General features: G+C 42.5%; 18 protein-coding genes. 12 read left to right on the top strand and 6 right to left on the bottom strand.

The window, feature by feature from the left end:
• Positions 1 to 19: 19 nt before the first annotated feature.
• Together DACSA_RS12745 and DACSA_RS12740 are read left to right on the top strand one after the other, a co-directional pair.
• A complete protein-coding gene (locus DACSA_RS12745) occupies positions 20 to 1,192 on the top strand; it encodes an FtsW/RodA/SpoVE family cell cycle protein (protein WP_015230148.1) in 1,173 nt (390 codons plus the stop codon).
• A 40-nt stretch (positions 1,193 to 1,232) separates the two neighbouring features.
• Positions 1,233 to 1,769 carry a Ycf51 family protein gene (locus tag DACSA_RS12740; RefSeq protein ID WP_015230147.1) on the top strand — a complete coding sequence of 179 codons (537 nt, stop codon included), beginning with the start codon at positions 1,233 to 1,235 and terminating at the stop codon, positions 1,767 to 1,769.
• A 387-nt stretch (positions 1,770 to 2,156) separates the two neighbouring features.
• Here the strand turns inward: DACSA_RS12740 and DACSA_RS12735 are convergent, their stop codons facing one another.
• Positions 2,157 to 2,918, bottom strand: coding sequence for a HEAT repeat domain-containing protein (locus tag DACSA_RS12735; RefSeq protein WP_015230146.1), 762 nt, complete (start codon positions 2,916 to 2,918; stop codon positions 2,157 to 2,159).
• A 385-nt stretch (positions 2,919 to 3,303) separates the two neighbouring features.
• On the opposite strand from DACSA_RS12735, the gene DACSA_RS12730 reads away from it, so the two are divergent.
• Both DACSA_RS12730 and DACSA_RS12725 read left to right on the top strand, forming a co-directional pair.
• The gene (locus DACSA_RS12730) at positions 3,304 to 4,665 is read left to right on the top strand and encodes a cobyrinate a,c-diamide synthase (protein ID WP_015230145.1); all 1,362 of its coding nucleotides are present in this window, start codon (positions 3,304 to 3,306) and stop codon (positions 4,663 to 4,665) included.
• 7 nt (positions 4,666 to 4,672) lie between these two features.
• Positions 4,673 to 5,263, top strand: coding sequence for a DUF1997 domain-containing protein (locus DACSA_RS12725; RefSeq protein ID WP_015230144.1), 591 nt, complete (start codon positions 4,673 to 4,675; stop codon positions 5,261 to 5,263).
• Positions 5,264 to 6,083: 820 nt separating this feature from the next.
• Here DACSA_RS12725 and DACSA_RS12720 read toward each other — a convergent pair.
• Positions 6,084 to 6,686, bottom strand: a complete 603-nt coding sequence (locus DACSA_RS12720) for a GDYXXLXY domain-containing protein (RefSeq protein WP_015230143.1) — start codon at positions 6,684 to 6,686, stop codon at positions 6,084 to 6,086.
• Positions 6,687 to 6,815: 129 nt separating this feature from the next.
• Between DACSA_RS12720 and remA the strand changes: the two genes are divergently transcribed.
• Together remA and gmk are read left to right on the top strand one after the other, a co-directional pair.
• The gene (remA, locus tag DACSA_RS12715) at positions 6,816 to 7,082 is read left to right on the top strand and encodes an extracellular matrix/biofilm regulator RemA (protein WP_015230142.1); all 267 of its coding nucleotides are present in this window, start codon (positions 6,816 to 6,818) and stop codon (positions 7,080 to 7,082) included.
• 12 nt (positions 7,083 to 7,094) lie between these two features.
• Complete coding sequence (gene gmk / locus DACSA_RS12710) at positions 7,095 to 7,646, top strand: guanylate kinase (RefSeq protein WP_015230141.1); 552 nt, start codon at positions 7,095 to 7,097, stop codon at positions 7,644 to 7,646.
• A 121-nt stretch (positions 7,647 to 7,767) separates the two neighbouring features.
• On the opposite strand, the gene DACSA_RS12705 is transcribed toward gmk, so the two are convergent.
• Positions 7,768 to 8,730 (bottom strand): spermine/spermidine synthase domain-containing protein, encoded by a 963-nt coding sequence (locus DACSA_RS12705; RefSeq protein WP_015230140.1) that lies wholly within the window; start codon positions 8,728 to 8,730, stop codon positions 7,768 to 7,770.
• A gap of 194 nt (positions 8,731 to 8,924) precedes the next feature.
• Between DACSA_RS12705 and DACSA_RS20760 the strand changes: the two genes are divergently transcribed.
• From DACSA_RS20760 to DACSA_RS20755, 3 genes are all read left to right on the top strand, one after another.
• The gene (locus tag DACSA_RS20760; RefSeq protein ID WP_015230139.1) at positions 8,925 to 9,068 is read left to right on the top strand and encodes a hypothetical protein; all 144 of its coding nucleotides are present in this window, start codon (positions 8,925 to 8,927) and stop codon (positions 9,066 to 9,068) included.
• 531 nt (positions 9,069 to 9,599) lie between these two features.
• Positions 9,600 to 9,797 (top strand): hypothetical protein, encoded by a 198-nt coding sequence (locus DACSA_RS22220; protein ID WP_232225086.1) that lies wholly within the window; start codon positions 9,600 to 9,602, stop codon positions 9,795 to 9,797.
• A complete protein-coding gene (locus DACSA_RS20755) occupies positions 9,722 to 9,943 on the top strand; it encodes a hypothetical protein (RefSeq protein ID WP_156800786.1) in 222 nt (73 codons plus the stop codon). Before DACSA_RS22220 ends, DACSA_RS20755 begins: the two co-directional genes overlap by 76 nt.
• 226 nt (positions 9,944 to 10,169) lie before the next feature.
• On the opposite strand, the gene DACSA_RS20750 is transcribed toward DACSA_RS20755, so the two are convergent.
• Entirely contained in the window at positions 10,170 to 10,400 is a 231-nt protein-coding gene (locus DACSA_RS20750; RefSeq protein ID WP_156800785.1) for a hypothetical protein, read from the bottom strand.
• Between the two features lie 241 nt (positions 10,401 to 10,641).
• Positions 10,642 to 10,794, bottom strand: coding sequence for a hypothetical protein (locus DACSA_RS21655; protein ID WP_015230137.1), 153 nt, complete (start codon positions 10,792 to 10,794; stop codon positions 10,642 to 10,644).
• A 122-nt stretch (positions 10,795 to 10,916) separates the two neighbouring features.
• On the opposite strand from DACSA_RS21655, the gene DACSA_RS12700 reads away from it, so the two are divergent.
• On the top strand, positions 10,917 to 11,402 hold the full coding sequence (locus tag DACSA_RS12700; protein ID WP_015230136.1) for an allophycocyanin subunit alpha-B: 486 nt from the start codon (positions 10,917 to 10,919) through the stop codon (positions 11,400 to 11,402).
• Positions 11,403 to 11,452: 50 nt separating this feature from the next.
• Complete coding sequence (locus DACSA_RS19220; protein WP_198007565.1) at positions 11,453 to 11,977, top strand: hypothetical protein; 525 nt, start codon at positions 11,453 to 11,455, stop codon at positions 11,975 to 11,977.
• 189 nt (positions 11,978 to 12,166) lie between these two features.
• Here the strand turns inward: DACSA_RS19220 and DACSA_RS12685 are convergent, their stop codons facing one another.
• Entirely contained in the window at positions 12,167 to 12,769 is a 603-nt protein-coding gene (locus DACSA_RS12685; protein ID WP_015230134.1) for a superoxide dismutase, read from the bottom strand.
• A 253-nt stretch (positions 12,770 to 13,022) separates the two neighbouring features.
• Between DACSA_RS12685 and aat the strand changes: the two genes are divergently transcribed.
• Complete coding sequence (gene aat, locus DACSA_RS12680) at positions 13,023 to 13,598, top strand: leucyl/phenylalanyl-tRNA--protein transferase (protein WP_015230133.1); 576 nt, start codon at positions 13,023 to 13,025, stop codon at positions 13,596 to 13,598.
• The last annotated feature ends 8 nt before the right edge of the window (positions 13,599 to 13,606 follow it).

The following is a 13,606-nucleotide window of genomic DNA, read 5'->3' as shown; positions in this document are numbered from 1 at the left end:
CGCCTCGTAGCCGTCGGTTATGATCTCTGATCTCATGGTGTTTAAGTATCTGATCCCTTTTTTCCCTCCCGAAATCGAAAGTTGGGCAACGTCAGCCCGTCTCTTGCGCTGGTTGACGTTCGTTTGGCTTCTCATTGGTTTAGTGGTGTTGTTTTCCGCTTCTTATGCCATTGCCAATGATGAGTTTGGTGATGGATTATATTACGTGAAACGACAGGTGATTTGGGCTTATGTGGGACTGCTTTTGTTTAATCTGGTCACTCGTATCTCTCTGACTCGTTGGTTGAAAATTGCTCCCTTTGCTCTGATCCTCTTATTGGTGTTGGTGATTACCACTAAGTTTGCTGGTGTGACAGTTAATGGCGCAAAACGCTGGCTGGCGGTGGGTCCATTACTCCTACAACCTTCAGAATTGATTAAACCCTTTTTAGTCCTACAAAGCGCGATCGTTTTTGGGAATTGGTATCGTCTCAAACCCTTTGGTCGTGTGTTTTGGCTCACTATTTTTGCCATGGTATTGGGAGGGATTTTAATTCAACCTGATCTCAGTAATACCGCTTTATGTGGGATGAGTTTGTGGTTAATCGCTCTAGCGGGAGTAATCCGTTGGCGATATTTAATTATGGTCGCCGCTAGTGGTGTCGGGTTAGCAGCACTCAGCATCACCTTTCAAGACTATCAACGACAACGGGTGATTTCATTTCTTGATCCTTGGGCGGAAGCACAAGGAGATGGTTATCAGTTAACGCAAAGTTTGATGGCAATTGGTTCTGGTGGTATATCGGGAACGGGTTTAGGATTATCTCAGCAGAAACTCTTTTATTTACCCATTCAATACACTGACTTTATTTTTGCCGTCTATGCAGAAGAATTTGGTTTTGTGGGTTGTGTGGTGCTATTGTCACTAATTATGAGTTTTACTACTGTTGCTTTAATCATCGCTAGTCAAGCTCTAAACGCTGTCCATCGTCTCATTGCGGTGGGAGCAGTGATTTTTCTGGTGGGACAATCTTTAATCAACATCGGTGTTGCCACTGGTTCTCTTCCCACCACTGGTTTACCGTTTCCCTTGTTTAGTTATGGCGGAAACTCTGTCTTAGCCAGTTTGTTTTTAGCAGGTTTACTGGTGAGAGTCGCCAGAGAAAACCATGAAGGGAATGTGGTTGAGTTTCCAAGCTCTTCTCGTAGATAATAGAAACAAACCGATCAATAATAAACCAATAATAATAATAATGAATCCCGAATTTACAATTTACATTAAATGGTCAGCGATTCTGACTGGTGCTGTTTTTCTTTTTACCCTCATCGCCTTTATCTTTAATTGGGGATTTCGTTTTCGCTTAGTGGGAATTACAGGCTTTATGGGCGTTCTCACCATTGGCTTGTTTGGTCTATCTTTAGGACTATTTAGTTATACTGATGTCCCTGGGGCGGCTCCCTTTTCTGTGGTGTACGACAATGGCGGCTCACAGGTGGTGATTAAGTTACCGCAAACCGTAACCGAGTCAGAAGTAGAAGCAAGTTTAAGAAAAGCCAGTGCTGATCTCTATTCCTACGGACGTTTAGGGGGAACTGATAATCAAATGACCATTCGAGCGCGAACGGTCATTCATCCCGAAGAAGGGGTTTCTAAGCCTTTATATTTGGGAAAAGTGGAACGACAATTATCCCAAGATCGATCGGATAGCAATTTAAGTATTGAGGTTTTCTCGTCACAATTTTCTCTATTACCAACCAGCCGCAACACAGAAGCGCCAAAAGTGAATTAATCTTGTAAAGACGATGACTGAGTGATTGGAAGGAGTCTGGCATACAAGACATGATTATTAAGTATAATCCCGAATTATCAGTGGTTTGTACGTTTTTATATCCTGATGGGAATCATACCACCTACCTCTTTGAACCGAGTCAACCCCCGTCAAAATTGCAAGAAAAATAATGTGAGTTCTCCACCTTTGGAAAAACAAGGAAATTGAACGCTCAATAGTCACGCACCCTGCATCAAAACCTTGAAATCTTGCCTCTTGCCTTTTGCCTCTTGCCTTTTGCCTCTTGCCTTTTGCCTCTTGCCTTTTGCCTCTTGCCTTTTGCCTCTTGCCTAAGGCAACTTGCCTCTTGCCTTACTACACCGAAAACATGAACTTTTTCAGCAAACCCTAAATGATTCCTTCTTCTTCCAATTCCTCAATCATTTGCAGTCCGCGCGGATCACCGAGTTTTAATAAAGACGCTTTTGCGTCTTCTTTCACCCCAAAATCTTCATCTTCAACATAGGTTTCAATTAAAGCATCCACTGCGGTGGCGTACACAACATTTGAGGGGAGTTCCGCGCATAATTGTCCTAATGTCCAAGCGCAATTACTACGCACCGCCGCCACACTATCTTTCCTTAAACCTTCTATAATCGGGGGAATCGCGGGAATAATATCTTCGTAATTTAATCTTCCCACATGAGTTAAGGCACTTGCCGCCCAAAGACGCACCGCCGAGATGTCTGTGGCTAAAGCGTGCAACAGTGGGGGAATTGAGCGTCGATCGCGCGAGTTTCCTAAAGCCCAAACCAGTCCTTTTCTTACATAACCATTCCAATCTGTGGCTAACTGGTTGAGTAACGGTTCAACGGCATCGGGGTTCGGGTTGCGTCCTAACGCATAAGCGGCACTAACTCGCACCAACGGACAGACATCACTTAAAAGATTGATCAAAGCAGGGACAGCGCGATCGTCCTGCAATTCGCAAAAAGCCCGCGCCGCTAACATCCGTTGCGGTGCGTCACTGGCTTCTAACAACGGCAACATTTCCTCTGGATCGAGGGGGGGAGGAGCTTCTTCTTCTACCGCCTCCATCTGATCCAAAGGGTCTTCTTCTAAGAAGTCAGTGTCTGTTTCGAGTAGGGTGAGGTCGTCTTCATCATACATACTTTTTAAGCTATCACAGTTGTCCAGTTGCTGCAACGAAAATTAAATGTATGAATTTTGGTAAAAAAATCAAGGTGAACGCATCGATCGCGCTAGAGAAAACTCTGATGCGATCACTGATATTAATGAGCTGTTGGGAAACTGAAAATTTTACCAAATAAGGATTTGAGGCGATTAAGATCTGAGTAAAAATGCAAGTTCATTGATTGTTCAATCGTCACGCACCTTGCATGCAAGCCTCTTGCCTTTTGCCTCTTGCCTTTTGCCTCTTGCCTTTTGCCTCTTGCCTTTTGCCTCTTGCCTTACTAAACCAACCAATGGACTTTTTTAGGAGGCACTAAATCAGTTTGCTATCCTAAGAACAATCATCAGACTGAGATCAATTATGGCGTTAATTATTGCGGGTGAACGCAGTGGTGTTGGAAAAACTACCATCACCCTCGCTCTGCTTTCCCTTTTAGCTCATCAACAGGAAACGGTACAATCCTATAAAGTGGGACCCGATTATATTGACCCCATGTTTCATACGCAAGTAACCGGTCGTCCCTGTCGCAATCTCGATCCGATTTTAACCAGTCCAGAGTATGTGAAACAGTCCTTTCTCCATCATAGTCAAGGAGTCGATTATGCGGTGATAGAAGGCGTGATGGGGCTATTTGATGGGGTATCTCTCGGACAACGCCATGATTATGCTTCTACGGCTCATCTTGCTAGTTTATTACAAGTTCCAGTGGCGTTGGTGATTGATTGTTCTCGCTTATCTGGATCAGTGGCGGCGATCGCTCAGGGATACGCAAATTTTCATCCCCAAGTTAAATTAGCAGGAGTGATTTTAAACCGTGTGGGAAGTGAGCGACATTTGACCCTGTTAAAAACCGCTTTAGATTCGCTACAGCTACCGATTTTAGGAGTTTTTTCTCGTCAAGAAGACATCGCCTTGCGCGATCGACATTTAGGTTTAATTCCCACCAATGAAATTGAAGACTTTTCTCGCATCCAACAACGGCTGACAAAAATGGCACAGGAGAGTTTTAACCTCTCACTCCTTCTTCCTCTCCTCAACGCTCCCCAAACATCTGTTCCTCCCCTTTGGGACAATATCCGTCCTCAACTTCCAGTAACAATTGGAGTCGCGTTCGATCGCGCGTTTAACTTCTACTATCAAGATAATCTCGATCTCCTCGAACATCTTGGCGCAAAATTAGTCTTCTGGAGTCCTCTCCATGATACTCAGCTTCCGCCAGAACTTGATCTCCTCTATTTTGCTGGTGGCTTCCCAGAAATGTTCGCTCCAGAATTGTCTCAAAATCTCCCCATCCTTAAACAAATACAAAGCGCGATCAAACAGGGACGGACTACCTACGCCGAATGTGGCGGATTAATGTATCTTTCCCAAAGCATCACCGACTTCAAGGAAGACCGTTGGGAAATGTTAGGCATTCTTCCCACCGAAACCCGAATGAAGAAACGATTAACATTAGGTTATCGTCAAGGCACTCCCACTGGCAATCACCCGCTTCTCTCAACAGAGACAATCATCTGGGGACATGAGTTTCATCGTTCTCAATGTGAAGATTCTTCTCCCTCTCCCCTTTATCAACTGTCTGATCTCTACCAAAACCAGTATCAAGAAGGATGGAAGCTAGGATCAGTGTATGCGTCTTACTTGCATCTCCACTGGGGAACAATCCCTGAGTTTCCCCAAAAATTGCTTCGACAAAATCAATCTTTGAAAACCCTCAATTAATTGTGTGATGGAGTCTCAATCAACCCAACCCAAACAACCCGAAACTCAACAACGAAAGCCGTTCTCTTTCTATAATCAGTTTGAAGGAACAATGACCCTCTCCAGTGATGCGGAAACCGTGAAAGAATATCTCAACGCTCATCAAGGGTGGTTTGTCCGTTGTGCTAAACCAATGAAAGCTCAACCTATTGGCGAAAATAGCTATGCTCTTACGATCGGTCGTTTTGGGGCATTAGGCTTTGAATTAGAACCAAAATTAGGAGTGGAATTACTTCCCGAAACCGACGGTATCTATTCCATGGAAACCGTTGCGATCGAAAACCCCGACGCAGAATTTTATGAAGTCAACTATCAAGCCGCATTACAACTGGTAGAAGACACTCTCTCCAACTCTTCTCAGACTCAAGTGGAATGGACTCTGGATTTAGGTGTTACCGTTTATTTCCCTCCATTTATCCATCGTTTCCCCAAGAAAGTCATACAGAAAACGGGCGATCGCGTTCTCGCCCAAATTGTTCGTCAAGTCTCCCGTCGTCTCACTCACCAAGTCCAAGTCGATTTTCATTCTCGCTACGATCTCCCAACAGTCCAAACGTAGGCTCTAGTGAAGCCAAGCGAAACCTAACAGAAAACGTAGGTTGGGTGAAGAAAACGTAGGTTGGGTGAAGCCAAGCGAAACCCAACAGTCATCTTTTACCAGTAACCAAAACATAGATCAAGCACAGATAAGAAAAGCTAATTTGAATAGTTATACTTAATTAGTTCTTTCAATCAAACCGTCCCCTTAACAAAAATAAACGATCGCGCACCGAAGAAAAATATTGACGAGAATGCGCCGTTTCAGGTATGATACTCGAAACCATAATCCAGAGGGAGTTTTTGTCTTTTATCAAAATTGGTGGGTAAAACTCCCATGCCATCGTTGAGGAGAAGCAAATCTTGTCAAGTTTTTAGCGGACAACTGCCATGGATTTTTGTTGCAGAGTTAAAACTTTTGTTGCGAGGGATTGACAGAACTACAATTGAGTGCTTTTAGAGTTTTTGCTCCTCCAGCCTTTGGATAACACTTTATCGTAACTCTATATCTAATCTAGGTCAAGCACAGATAAGAAAAGCTAATTTGAATAGTTATATTAAATTAGTTCTTTCAATCAAACCGTCCCCTTAACAAAAATAAACGATCGCGCACCGAAGAAAAATATTGACGAGAATGCGCCCTTTCAGGTATGATACTCGAAACCATAATCCAGAGGGAGTTTTTGTCTTTTATCAAAATTGGTGGGTAAAACTCCCATGCCATCGTTGAGGAGAAGCAAATCTTGTCAAGTTTTTAGCAGACAACTGCCATGGATTTTTGTTGCAGAGTTAAAACTTTTGTTGCGAGGGATTGACAGAATTAAGAAGCTGTGCATAGCGAATTAAAAGCGGTAATTTTTATCTCCCAACCAAAGACTAATCGGAACAGCATTTCCCTTTTCATCTACCTTTATTTCTACCACAAAAGAACGTTCTTGAGTGTTGTTTTGTTGTAAATTACTAATCGCTTGATTCATTTTTTGTCGTTGTGATTCAGGGAAATAATACCGCTCCAAACCATAAGTTACCGAGGAATTATTTAACTCACCTTTGATAGCAACTTGATTCTGACCCAGATTGACAGGTGGTTGGTGACGAACCGCGATCGGTTGCCAAGGACGAGGGGGAGAAACAGGGCGATCGAGATTTGGTGCTTGTAGAATCACATATAAAGTAATGCCATTGGGAGGAAACTGACCTGTTCCCGTTTGACGCACCACAGTTTCCCAGCCAGAGAGACTTTCCACAGTATCCAAGCGAGAAATATCATACCGTAAAGTTTGAGAATAGCCGCGTAGGAAACCATAAGGATCAACAGAAATCGTTTGCAGAATCGCCTTTGTTCCCGTTATTTGCGTATAGATGGCTGGCGCTGGAATAGCACAAATCAGCGCCAATTGAAAGCCAAGAGGAAGTAAGAAACGGACAAGAGAGACCTTATTCATAAAGCATTTTCCGACAAAATCAAACCAAATCAAAGATATGTATCTTTTTTAATGGTAGAGAGTTTTTTTTGTGGATAACATAGAGACAAAAGGGCTACCCATAGTTAATGAGGAAATGCTGTTAAGTGTATGAAAATGCAGCTAATTAATATCGGATTTGGGAACATAGTTTGTGCGAATCGGGTGGTGGCGATCGTGAGTCCAGAATCAGCGCCCATTAAGCGCATTGTCACCGACGCACGCGATAGAGGTCAGTTAGTGGATGCCACTTATGGCAGGCGAACCAGGGCCGTAATTATTACCGATTCTAGCCATGTGATTCTGTCAGCGATTCAACCAGAAACAGTTGCACATCGCTTTGTTTTGAGCAAAGATAACCAAGCAGCTAGTAATTAATGGGAAGAACTCATGGCAAACGGTGAATTGATTGTTATTACCGGACCCAGTGGTGTAGGAAAAGGAACATTAGTGAAATTACTCCTCGCTCATCATCCTGAATTGAGTGTATCAACTTCCGCAACCACTCGCGCTCCTCGTGAGGGAGAAGTAGAGGGAAAAGACTACTATTTTTTATCTTCTGAAGAGTTTGAAACAATGATTGAAAACGGGGAATTTTTAGAATGGGCTAAATATACAGGGAATTATTATGGCACACCGAAAAAAGCAGTAGAAGAGCAACTACAAGCAGGGAAAAAAGTAATTTTAGAAATTGAAGTGGTGGGAGCAAGAAAAGTTCAGGAAAGTTTCCCCGAAGCGACTCGAATTTTTATTTTACCTCCTTCTCTTCCCGTGTTAGAACAACGGTTGGAAAAACGGGGGAAAGATGATCCGAAAGCGATCGAGCAGCGATTAGCAGAGGCAAAAACAGAAATCGCAGCCGCCGAGGAATTTGATTATGCAATTGTTAATGATGACATCGATCGATCGCTCATTGAACTAGAAAAAATCATTTTCCAATAATTAGTGCCTCCTGAAACAGTTTAGGGATCGTTATTTGTTGTTTGTTATTCGTTATTTATCACTGGTCACTGATTACTGGTCACTGATTACTGGTCACTGATTACTGATTACTGGTCACTGGTCACTGATCACTGGTCACTGATTGATGACTAACCCCCTTTCCGAAAAACTTCGGGGGTTCAGAGAGAGTAAAAATTTCTTGATGTTGATCGATCGCGCGACGAATATAAGCAGGAGTTTGGAATAACCCCAAAACGGTTATCCCATCAATCAGTTGTAACGTTCCAGTGGTTTTTTCGGTTAAGATTCGATCAATTGCTGTAGGTTCGGGACGAGTATTAAAAGCAGTATGAGAAGATAAAATCAAACTCCACGGTTCACCGTAAGTGGGAACAAAAGTCGTATAAGAAACATTCTGTTCAAACACCGTTTTCAGAGTATTAAACAGTTTGGCGTGAGTGGAAATATAAGGAGAAGCCACCGGTCCGGCTTGTAAAATAAACTTGCCATCAGGGGCTAAAACGCGATCGACCTTCTCAAAAAATTCTTTTGTAAATAACTTAAACGAAGGGCCTTCCTCAATGGGATCAGAAAGATCACTAATCACCACATCCCATTGTTCCTCACTCTGATCCAACACCGCTAACGCATCCCCAATGACCAACTCCGTTCGCGGATCATCGAATGCGCCTTGGTGCATCTCTGGTAAATGCTGTTTACAGGCTTCCACTACCTCCCCATCAATATCCACCATTTTCACTTTTTCCACCGTTTCCCAGCGCAATACCTCCCGAATGGTTGCGCCTTCACCCCCTCCCAACACTAAAACCTTTTTCGGCTGCGGATGAACGATCATCCCTGGATGGACTAAAGCCTCATGGTAAAGAAACTCATCCCCTGTGGAAGATTGCCATTTCCCATCTAAAACTAATCCCTTTCCGTAAGCTCCAGATTGGACAATATACATCTCCTGAAATGCTGTTTTTTGATGTGCCAAGATTTCCGTCACCCCATGCACATAAATGTCCCAAGGGGTAATGTATTCTGTAACCCAAAGATCAGCTTTTAACTCACTACCCGCCATAATGATTGATTCTCCTTTTTCGATCGATAAATTCTCGGTATCCTCCGAGTCCCACTCTTTCACAGGTTATTGTAACTTAAGCGAGAACGTTATCGTTTCTTTCCGACCCCTTTGAACGAAGGAACTATAATAATGGCAGTCTGACCATCGCACTCAATAACAACCTATGGTTTAGGCTGCGATGATTATCATCCATGCTGGTTTTAGTGCTTTTGGTACGCCTTTTTATTTTAGGCCTCGGTGGTATGGCAGGATTTGTGGCGCAACCGCAAACACAGCATCGATCGCGCCGTGCGATTGTTCCTAAACAACGTCAGAAACAACCCTCCCACTCGTAGGTTGGGTGAAGTGACAACGTAACCCAACATCCATCAGTCGTAGTCGTAGTCGTAGATTGGGTGAAGTGACAACGCAACCCAACATTTATCATTCCTTGTGCCAAATTTTATTAGTAAAACTAATGTTTGCAAAGACATTGAATTAGTTTTTTATATCAAACGGCATTATTTACATTTCTTTACGATTATTTTGAAGTGAAAATATTGAGCAACGGTCATCCGCAGGCTCCCGAACTTGGTTCGGGAGTACGGATGACGAGATTACGTCTTTTCAGGTATGTTGATAAAAACAATAATCCCACGGGATGTTCTGTCTCGATCAAAATTTAGCCACTTCAAACCCTCATGCTGTCGTGGCTACTGATTAAATCTTGTCAAGTTTTTCCGAAACAGTTAGCATCAATTTTAGTTAAGGAATTATAACTTTCGTAACGAGGGGTTGACAGAATTTGGAAGTTATGCAGTTAAACTCTAGCTTGCTTTTTGATTGAGTGTAAACGAGGGCTGAGTATTCATTAAACTAATTAGGGTTTGCTGAAAAAGTTAATTAGTTGGTGTAGTAAGGCAAGAGGGAAGATGGGGGAGATGGGGGAGATGGGGGAAGATGGGGAAGATGGGGAAGATGGGGAAGATGGGGAAGAAAAATCGCTCCCTTGTCTCCCTTGTCTCCCTTGTCTCCCTTGTCTCCCATTTCTCCCTTGTCTCCCTTGCACTTTTTTGAGGGGTTAAGAGCCTTAAAGCCTCATTGGGTAAAGGTTTCAGTTTCCCAACAGGAAACCCTATTTACCTTTCTTGATCTTTTCTGGATCGATCGCGCTTTTACAGATTCCTTATACTTTTTATTTCCAACTGACTCACTGGGGAGAAATGCTTGATCAAATCCTCTCGATCGAGATCATTTATCCGTTTCTCTAACGGGAAACCCTAACGCAAAAGTCCGAGGATTACTGAAAATGATTCACGGAATGAATCGCTCGATCGAAACAGAAAAACAAACTTCTTCTGGGGAATCGGAATAATTAGTAATCAACTGGATATAATGACGTTGACTTGGTTCGCAGAAGCAGAATCATTATTGGGGTTAGGTTTCGTCAACTCCACTCAACAAACCAGTGACCAGTGACCAGTAATCAGTGACCAGTAATCAGTGACCAATGTAGAGACGTTCCATGGAACGTCTCCCAGTGACCAGTAATCAGTGACCAGTGAACAAATAACAAATAACGAATAACAAATATTTTTTTCAGGGGTTGCGCTCGATCGAGCTTTCTGATAGAGTATTTCTATATAATGGGAAGTATTGCCAATTTTAGAAAACGTCCCTGAAAGCAAGGAAACTCGTTTCTAATATCCCCCCTACCCGTATTGACAGGCTTCGATCGAGCATTAGGATTGAAAAGATAATTGAACAGCAACCATAAGGAAAGCCAGTGGGCAAAATTGGAAAAATATGGTATGCAAGTAGATTTTAGGTTGAATTAAACATCATCCCCACCTCCGACACCAAGCAGGGTCGTTTCATTATGAATGAAATCAACTCACGGAGATAGGGAAATGTCAAGAGAGCGGATCACTAATTTTCCGTTGCTGATTGTACCGACTCGGCGCCGGGGGCTGGTGCTAACATATCATCAGGGAGAAAAATTCTCGCACTCACCGCCAACAAAGCGATCGTAAAAGTGAGAATGACGAGAAAAGGCATTACATAAGCACGAATAAATTGCATCAGTTTAATATTAGTTATTTTTGAATCCGTTTAGCTTCTCTTAGTGTAACGGTTTCGGTTACTCTAGATTCTGGGAATGATATCCTAGACTTACTAAACCTATTTAATACGATCATAAAATCATGAGTGTAGTTAGCCAAGTTATTCTTAAAGCCGACGACGAACTCCGTTATCCCACCAGTGGGGAATTAAAAGGAATTGAAGAATTCCTGAAAACTGGCGAGAAACGGATGCGAATTGCCCAAACTTTCGCAGAAAACGAAAGCAAAATTGTTGACCAAGCAAGTAAGCAACTGTGGAAACTTCATCCCGAATATATCGCCCCTGGGGGGAATGCCTTTGGCTCGCGAGAACGTTCTCTTTGTTTACGGGATTACGGTTGGTATTTGCGCTTAATCACCTATGGTGTGATTGCTGGGGATAAACAGCCCATTGAAAGCATCGGTTTAGTGGGAGTACGGGAAATGTACAATGCGCTAGATGTTCCCGTTCCTGGTATGGCGGACGCAATTCGTTGTCTTAAAGATGCTTCTTTAGGTTTACTGACTGCTGAAGATGCAACAGAAGCCTCCCCCTATTTTGACTATATTATCCAAGCCATGTCTTAAACTGTGAGCAGTTAGGGCGAATCAGTGTTCGCCCTTTGTTAATCCCATCTATGCGTAAGTTTCCTTGGCTTTCTTTTCTGCTTTTGCTTCTAGCTTGTATGGTTTTTGGCTGGATACTTTCCACTTCCACTCAAGCGTTTAGAGTTTGGATTATCGCTGGGAGTTTTCTGCTGTTAATGGACATGGGATTAACCGCTCCCATTACTCTCATCGAAATCTTTTTTGGCAGTTGGTTAACGACAGATAAACGTGCTTTTCTGACAGTTTTAGTCCTATCTTTGGGTCTTGTTGTTATTCTGACTTGGATCGAGATTTTTGCACGGGTAACGGTTTTATTAGCAGCGGGGACTTTGTTTCGTTTAGATTTACAGCAAGCAAAATTTAAGCGTTGGCAGGCTTTGACGATTTTATTATTAACTTGTATCATTGGCTACTCGATCGGCATTTTTAGCCATGAGAAGCTAACTTCCGATTTACCCATGCTTTCGCTTCACGTATCGCTTGACCTCGCGTTTTCGCTACAGGAGTTGCCATTGCCCACCCGTAATCATATCCAACCCACGCTGAATAAGTAATCATCTCTTCTTCCTCGTCGATGCAAATTTCAATATCAAACCCTTGATAGCTAAAGGCAAGAATATTTTTCGGATAGTTGGGATCGAGAATAATGGTCATATTTGATGATTTAATCAAAGTTTAGAAAGGTAGAGACATTTTAGGTAACGTCTCTACAACGGTGATTTAGAAATCGTATTAGGGAAATTTTACTTTGCCTTAGCGAAATTTTCCGCCGCAAATTCCCAGTTTACAACCTGATCCAAAAACGCATCGATATAAGTGCCACGCTGATTTTGATAATCTAAATAATAAGCGTGTTCCCAAACATCCATTGTTAGCAGTGGGGTTTGTCCTTTAGTGAGAGGATTATCAGCATTAAGAGTTTTGGTCACTTTCAGCGTTCCATTGTCTAAGACTAACCATGCCCAGCCACTACCAAATTGACCAGTTCCTGCGGCTTTAAACGCTTCTTTGAACTTTTCAAAGCTGCCAAAATCAGCATCAATTTTCTGTGCTAACTCTCCTGTGGGTGTTCCACCGCCGTTGGGTTTCATCGAATTCCAGTAAAAGGTATGATTCCAAGCCTGAGCGCCTGTGTTGAAAATCGCTGTTTTGCTGTCATCTCCAGCAACCGCTTTAATCACGTCTTCTATCGGTTTACTATCCAATTCTGTTCCTTCTACGGCAGCATTGAATTTTTTGACATAGCCAGCATGATGTTTGTCGTGATGAAATTCGAGGGTTGATTTAGAAATTGCTGGTTCTAAAGCTGTGTAATCGTAAGGAAGTGCTGGTAGTTCGTATCCCATTTTGTGTTCGTCCTTGTTAAGAAAAAATTACCTTCTGGCAACGATGATAAGTCAGAATTTCTGTTAACGTAATCCCTAACCCCCCTAGGGGGAAAATAACGCTGATTTAGTCCGAGTTTGGCGGATATCCTCTATTTTTATGGAATTGCTAAATTGATCTATAGCACTTCCTAAGCTGGTGAGGTACTTTCATTATCGGTTTAGGGAACAGGGAATCGGGAATAAGGGATACTAATTGCTAAGGTATTGAGTGATGGAAATTCAGGTTTCAGATATTATTTCGGGTTATGCAGAAGGGCTGTTTTTGATGGCAGATGAAGGGGGAGGATTAAGTTGGTATGGGAGTCGTTCTCATGCGATTATTCCTTTAGATCATCGTTTTCGTTATCCGAAATCTCTACGACGGGTGTTGAATCAAAATTGGTTTGAAGTTGCCATTAATCGCGATTTTATGGCAGTCTGTGAAGGTTGTTCCGATCGAGAAACCACTTGGATTTCTGATGATTTAAAGTCGGTTTATTGGCAACTTTATCAAGCGGGATTCGCTTACAGTTTTGAAACTTGGCAAGGAGATGAGTTAGCGGGAGGAGTGTTAGGAATTGTGGTGGGAGGAGCGTTTATTGGCGAGTCTATGTTTTATCGGATTCCTGAAGGTTCAAAGGTGGCTTTGGTGAAGTTAGTTGAACATTTGCGAAAGCGAGGTTTTTTATTATTTGATGCTCAAATGCAAAATCCACATTTAGCTCGTTTTGGTGCTTATGAAATTAAGGAAAAGGAATATAACAAATGGCTCTCGATCGCGATTAAAAAGCCTTGTCAGTTTTATTAATTAATTTC

The organism is Dactylococcopsis salina PCC 8305, from assembly GCF_000317615.1.
In the GTDB taxonomy this organism is placed as follows: domain Bacteria; phylum Cyanobacteriota; class Cyanobacteriia; order Cyanobacteriales; family Rubidibacteraceae; genus Halothece; species Halothece salina.
This window is presented reverse-complemented; position numbering and strand designations above follow the sequence as displayed.

What these genes read in the sequence shown, in the direction of transcription:
- DACSA_RS12745 (WP_015230148.1), top strand. Translation starts at nt 20, where the DNA reads ATGATCTCTGATCTCATGGTGTTTAAGTATCTGATCCCTTTTTTCCCT.
- DACSA_RS12740 (WP_015230147.1), top strand. Translation starts at nt 1,233, where the DNA reads ATGAATCCCGAATTTACAATTTACATTAAATGGTCAGCGATTCTGACT.
- DACSA_RS12735 (WP_015230146.1), bottom strand. Translation starts at nt 2,918, where the DNA reads ATGTATGATGAAGACGACCTCACCCTACTCGAAACAGACACTGACTTC.
- DACSA_RS12730 (WP_015230145.1), top strand. Translation starts at nt 3,304, where the DNA reads ATGGCGTTAATTATTGCGGGTGAACGCAGTGGTGTTGGAAAAACTACC.
- DACSA_RS12725 (WP_015230144.1), top strand. Translation starts at nt 4,673, where the DNA reads ATGGAGTCTCAATCAACCCAACCCAAACAACCCGAAACTCAACAACGA.
- DACSA_RS12720 (WP_015230143.1), bottom strand. Translation starts at nt 6,686, where the DNA reads ATGAATAAGGTCTCTCTTGTCCGTTTCTTACTTCCTCTTGGCTTTCAA.
- remA (WP_015230142.1), top strand. Translation starts at nt 6,816, where the DNA reads ATGAAAATGCAGCTAATTAATATCGGATTTGGGAACATAGTTTGTGCG.
- gmk (WP_015230141.1), top strand. Translation starts at nt 7,095, where the DNA reads ATGGCAAACGGTGAATTGATTGTTATTACCGGACCCAGTGGTGTAGGA.
- DACSA_RS12705 (WP_015230140.1), bottom strand. Translation starts at nt 8,730, where the DNA reads ATGGCGGGTAGTGAGTTAAAAGCTGATCTTTGGGTTACAGAATACATT.
- DACSA_RS20760 (WP_015230139.1), top strand. Translation starts at nt 8,925, where the DNA reads ATGCTGGTTTTAGTGCTTTTGGTACGCCTTTTTATTTTAGGCCTCGGT.
- DACSA_RS21655 (WP_015230137.1), bottom strand. Translation starts at nt 10,794, where the DNA reads ATGCAATTTATTCGTGCTTATGTAATGCCTTTTCTCGTCATTCTCACT.
- DACSA_RS12700 (WP_015230136.1), top strand. Translation starts at nt 10,917, where the DNA reads ATGAGTGTAGTTAGCCAAGTTATTCTTAAAGCCGACGACGAACTCCGT.
- DACSA_RS19220 (WP_198007565.1), top strand. Translation starts at nt 11,453, where the DNA reads ATGCGTAAGTTTCCTTGGCTTTCTTTTCTGCTTTTGCTTCTAGCTTGT.
- DACSA_RS12685 (WP_015230134.1), bottom strand. Translation starts at nt 12,769, where the DNA reads ATGGGATACGAACTACCAGCACTTCCTTACGATTACACAGCTTTAGAA.
- aat (WP_015230133.1), top strand. Translation starts at nt 13,023, where the DNA reads ATGGAAATTCAGGTTTCAGATATTATTTCGGGTTATGCAGAAGGGCTG.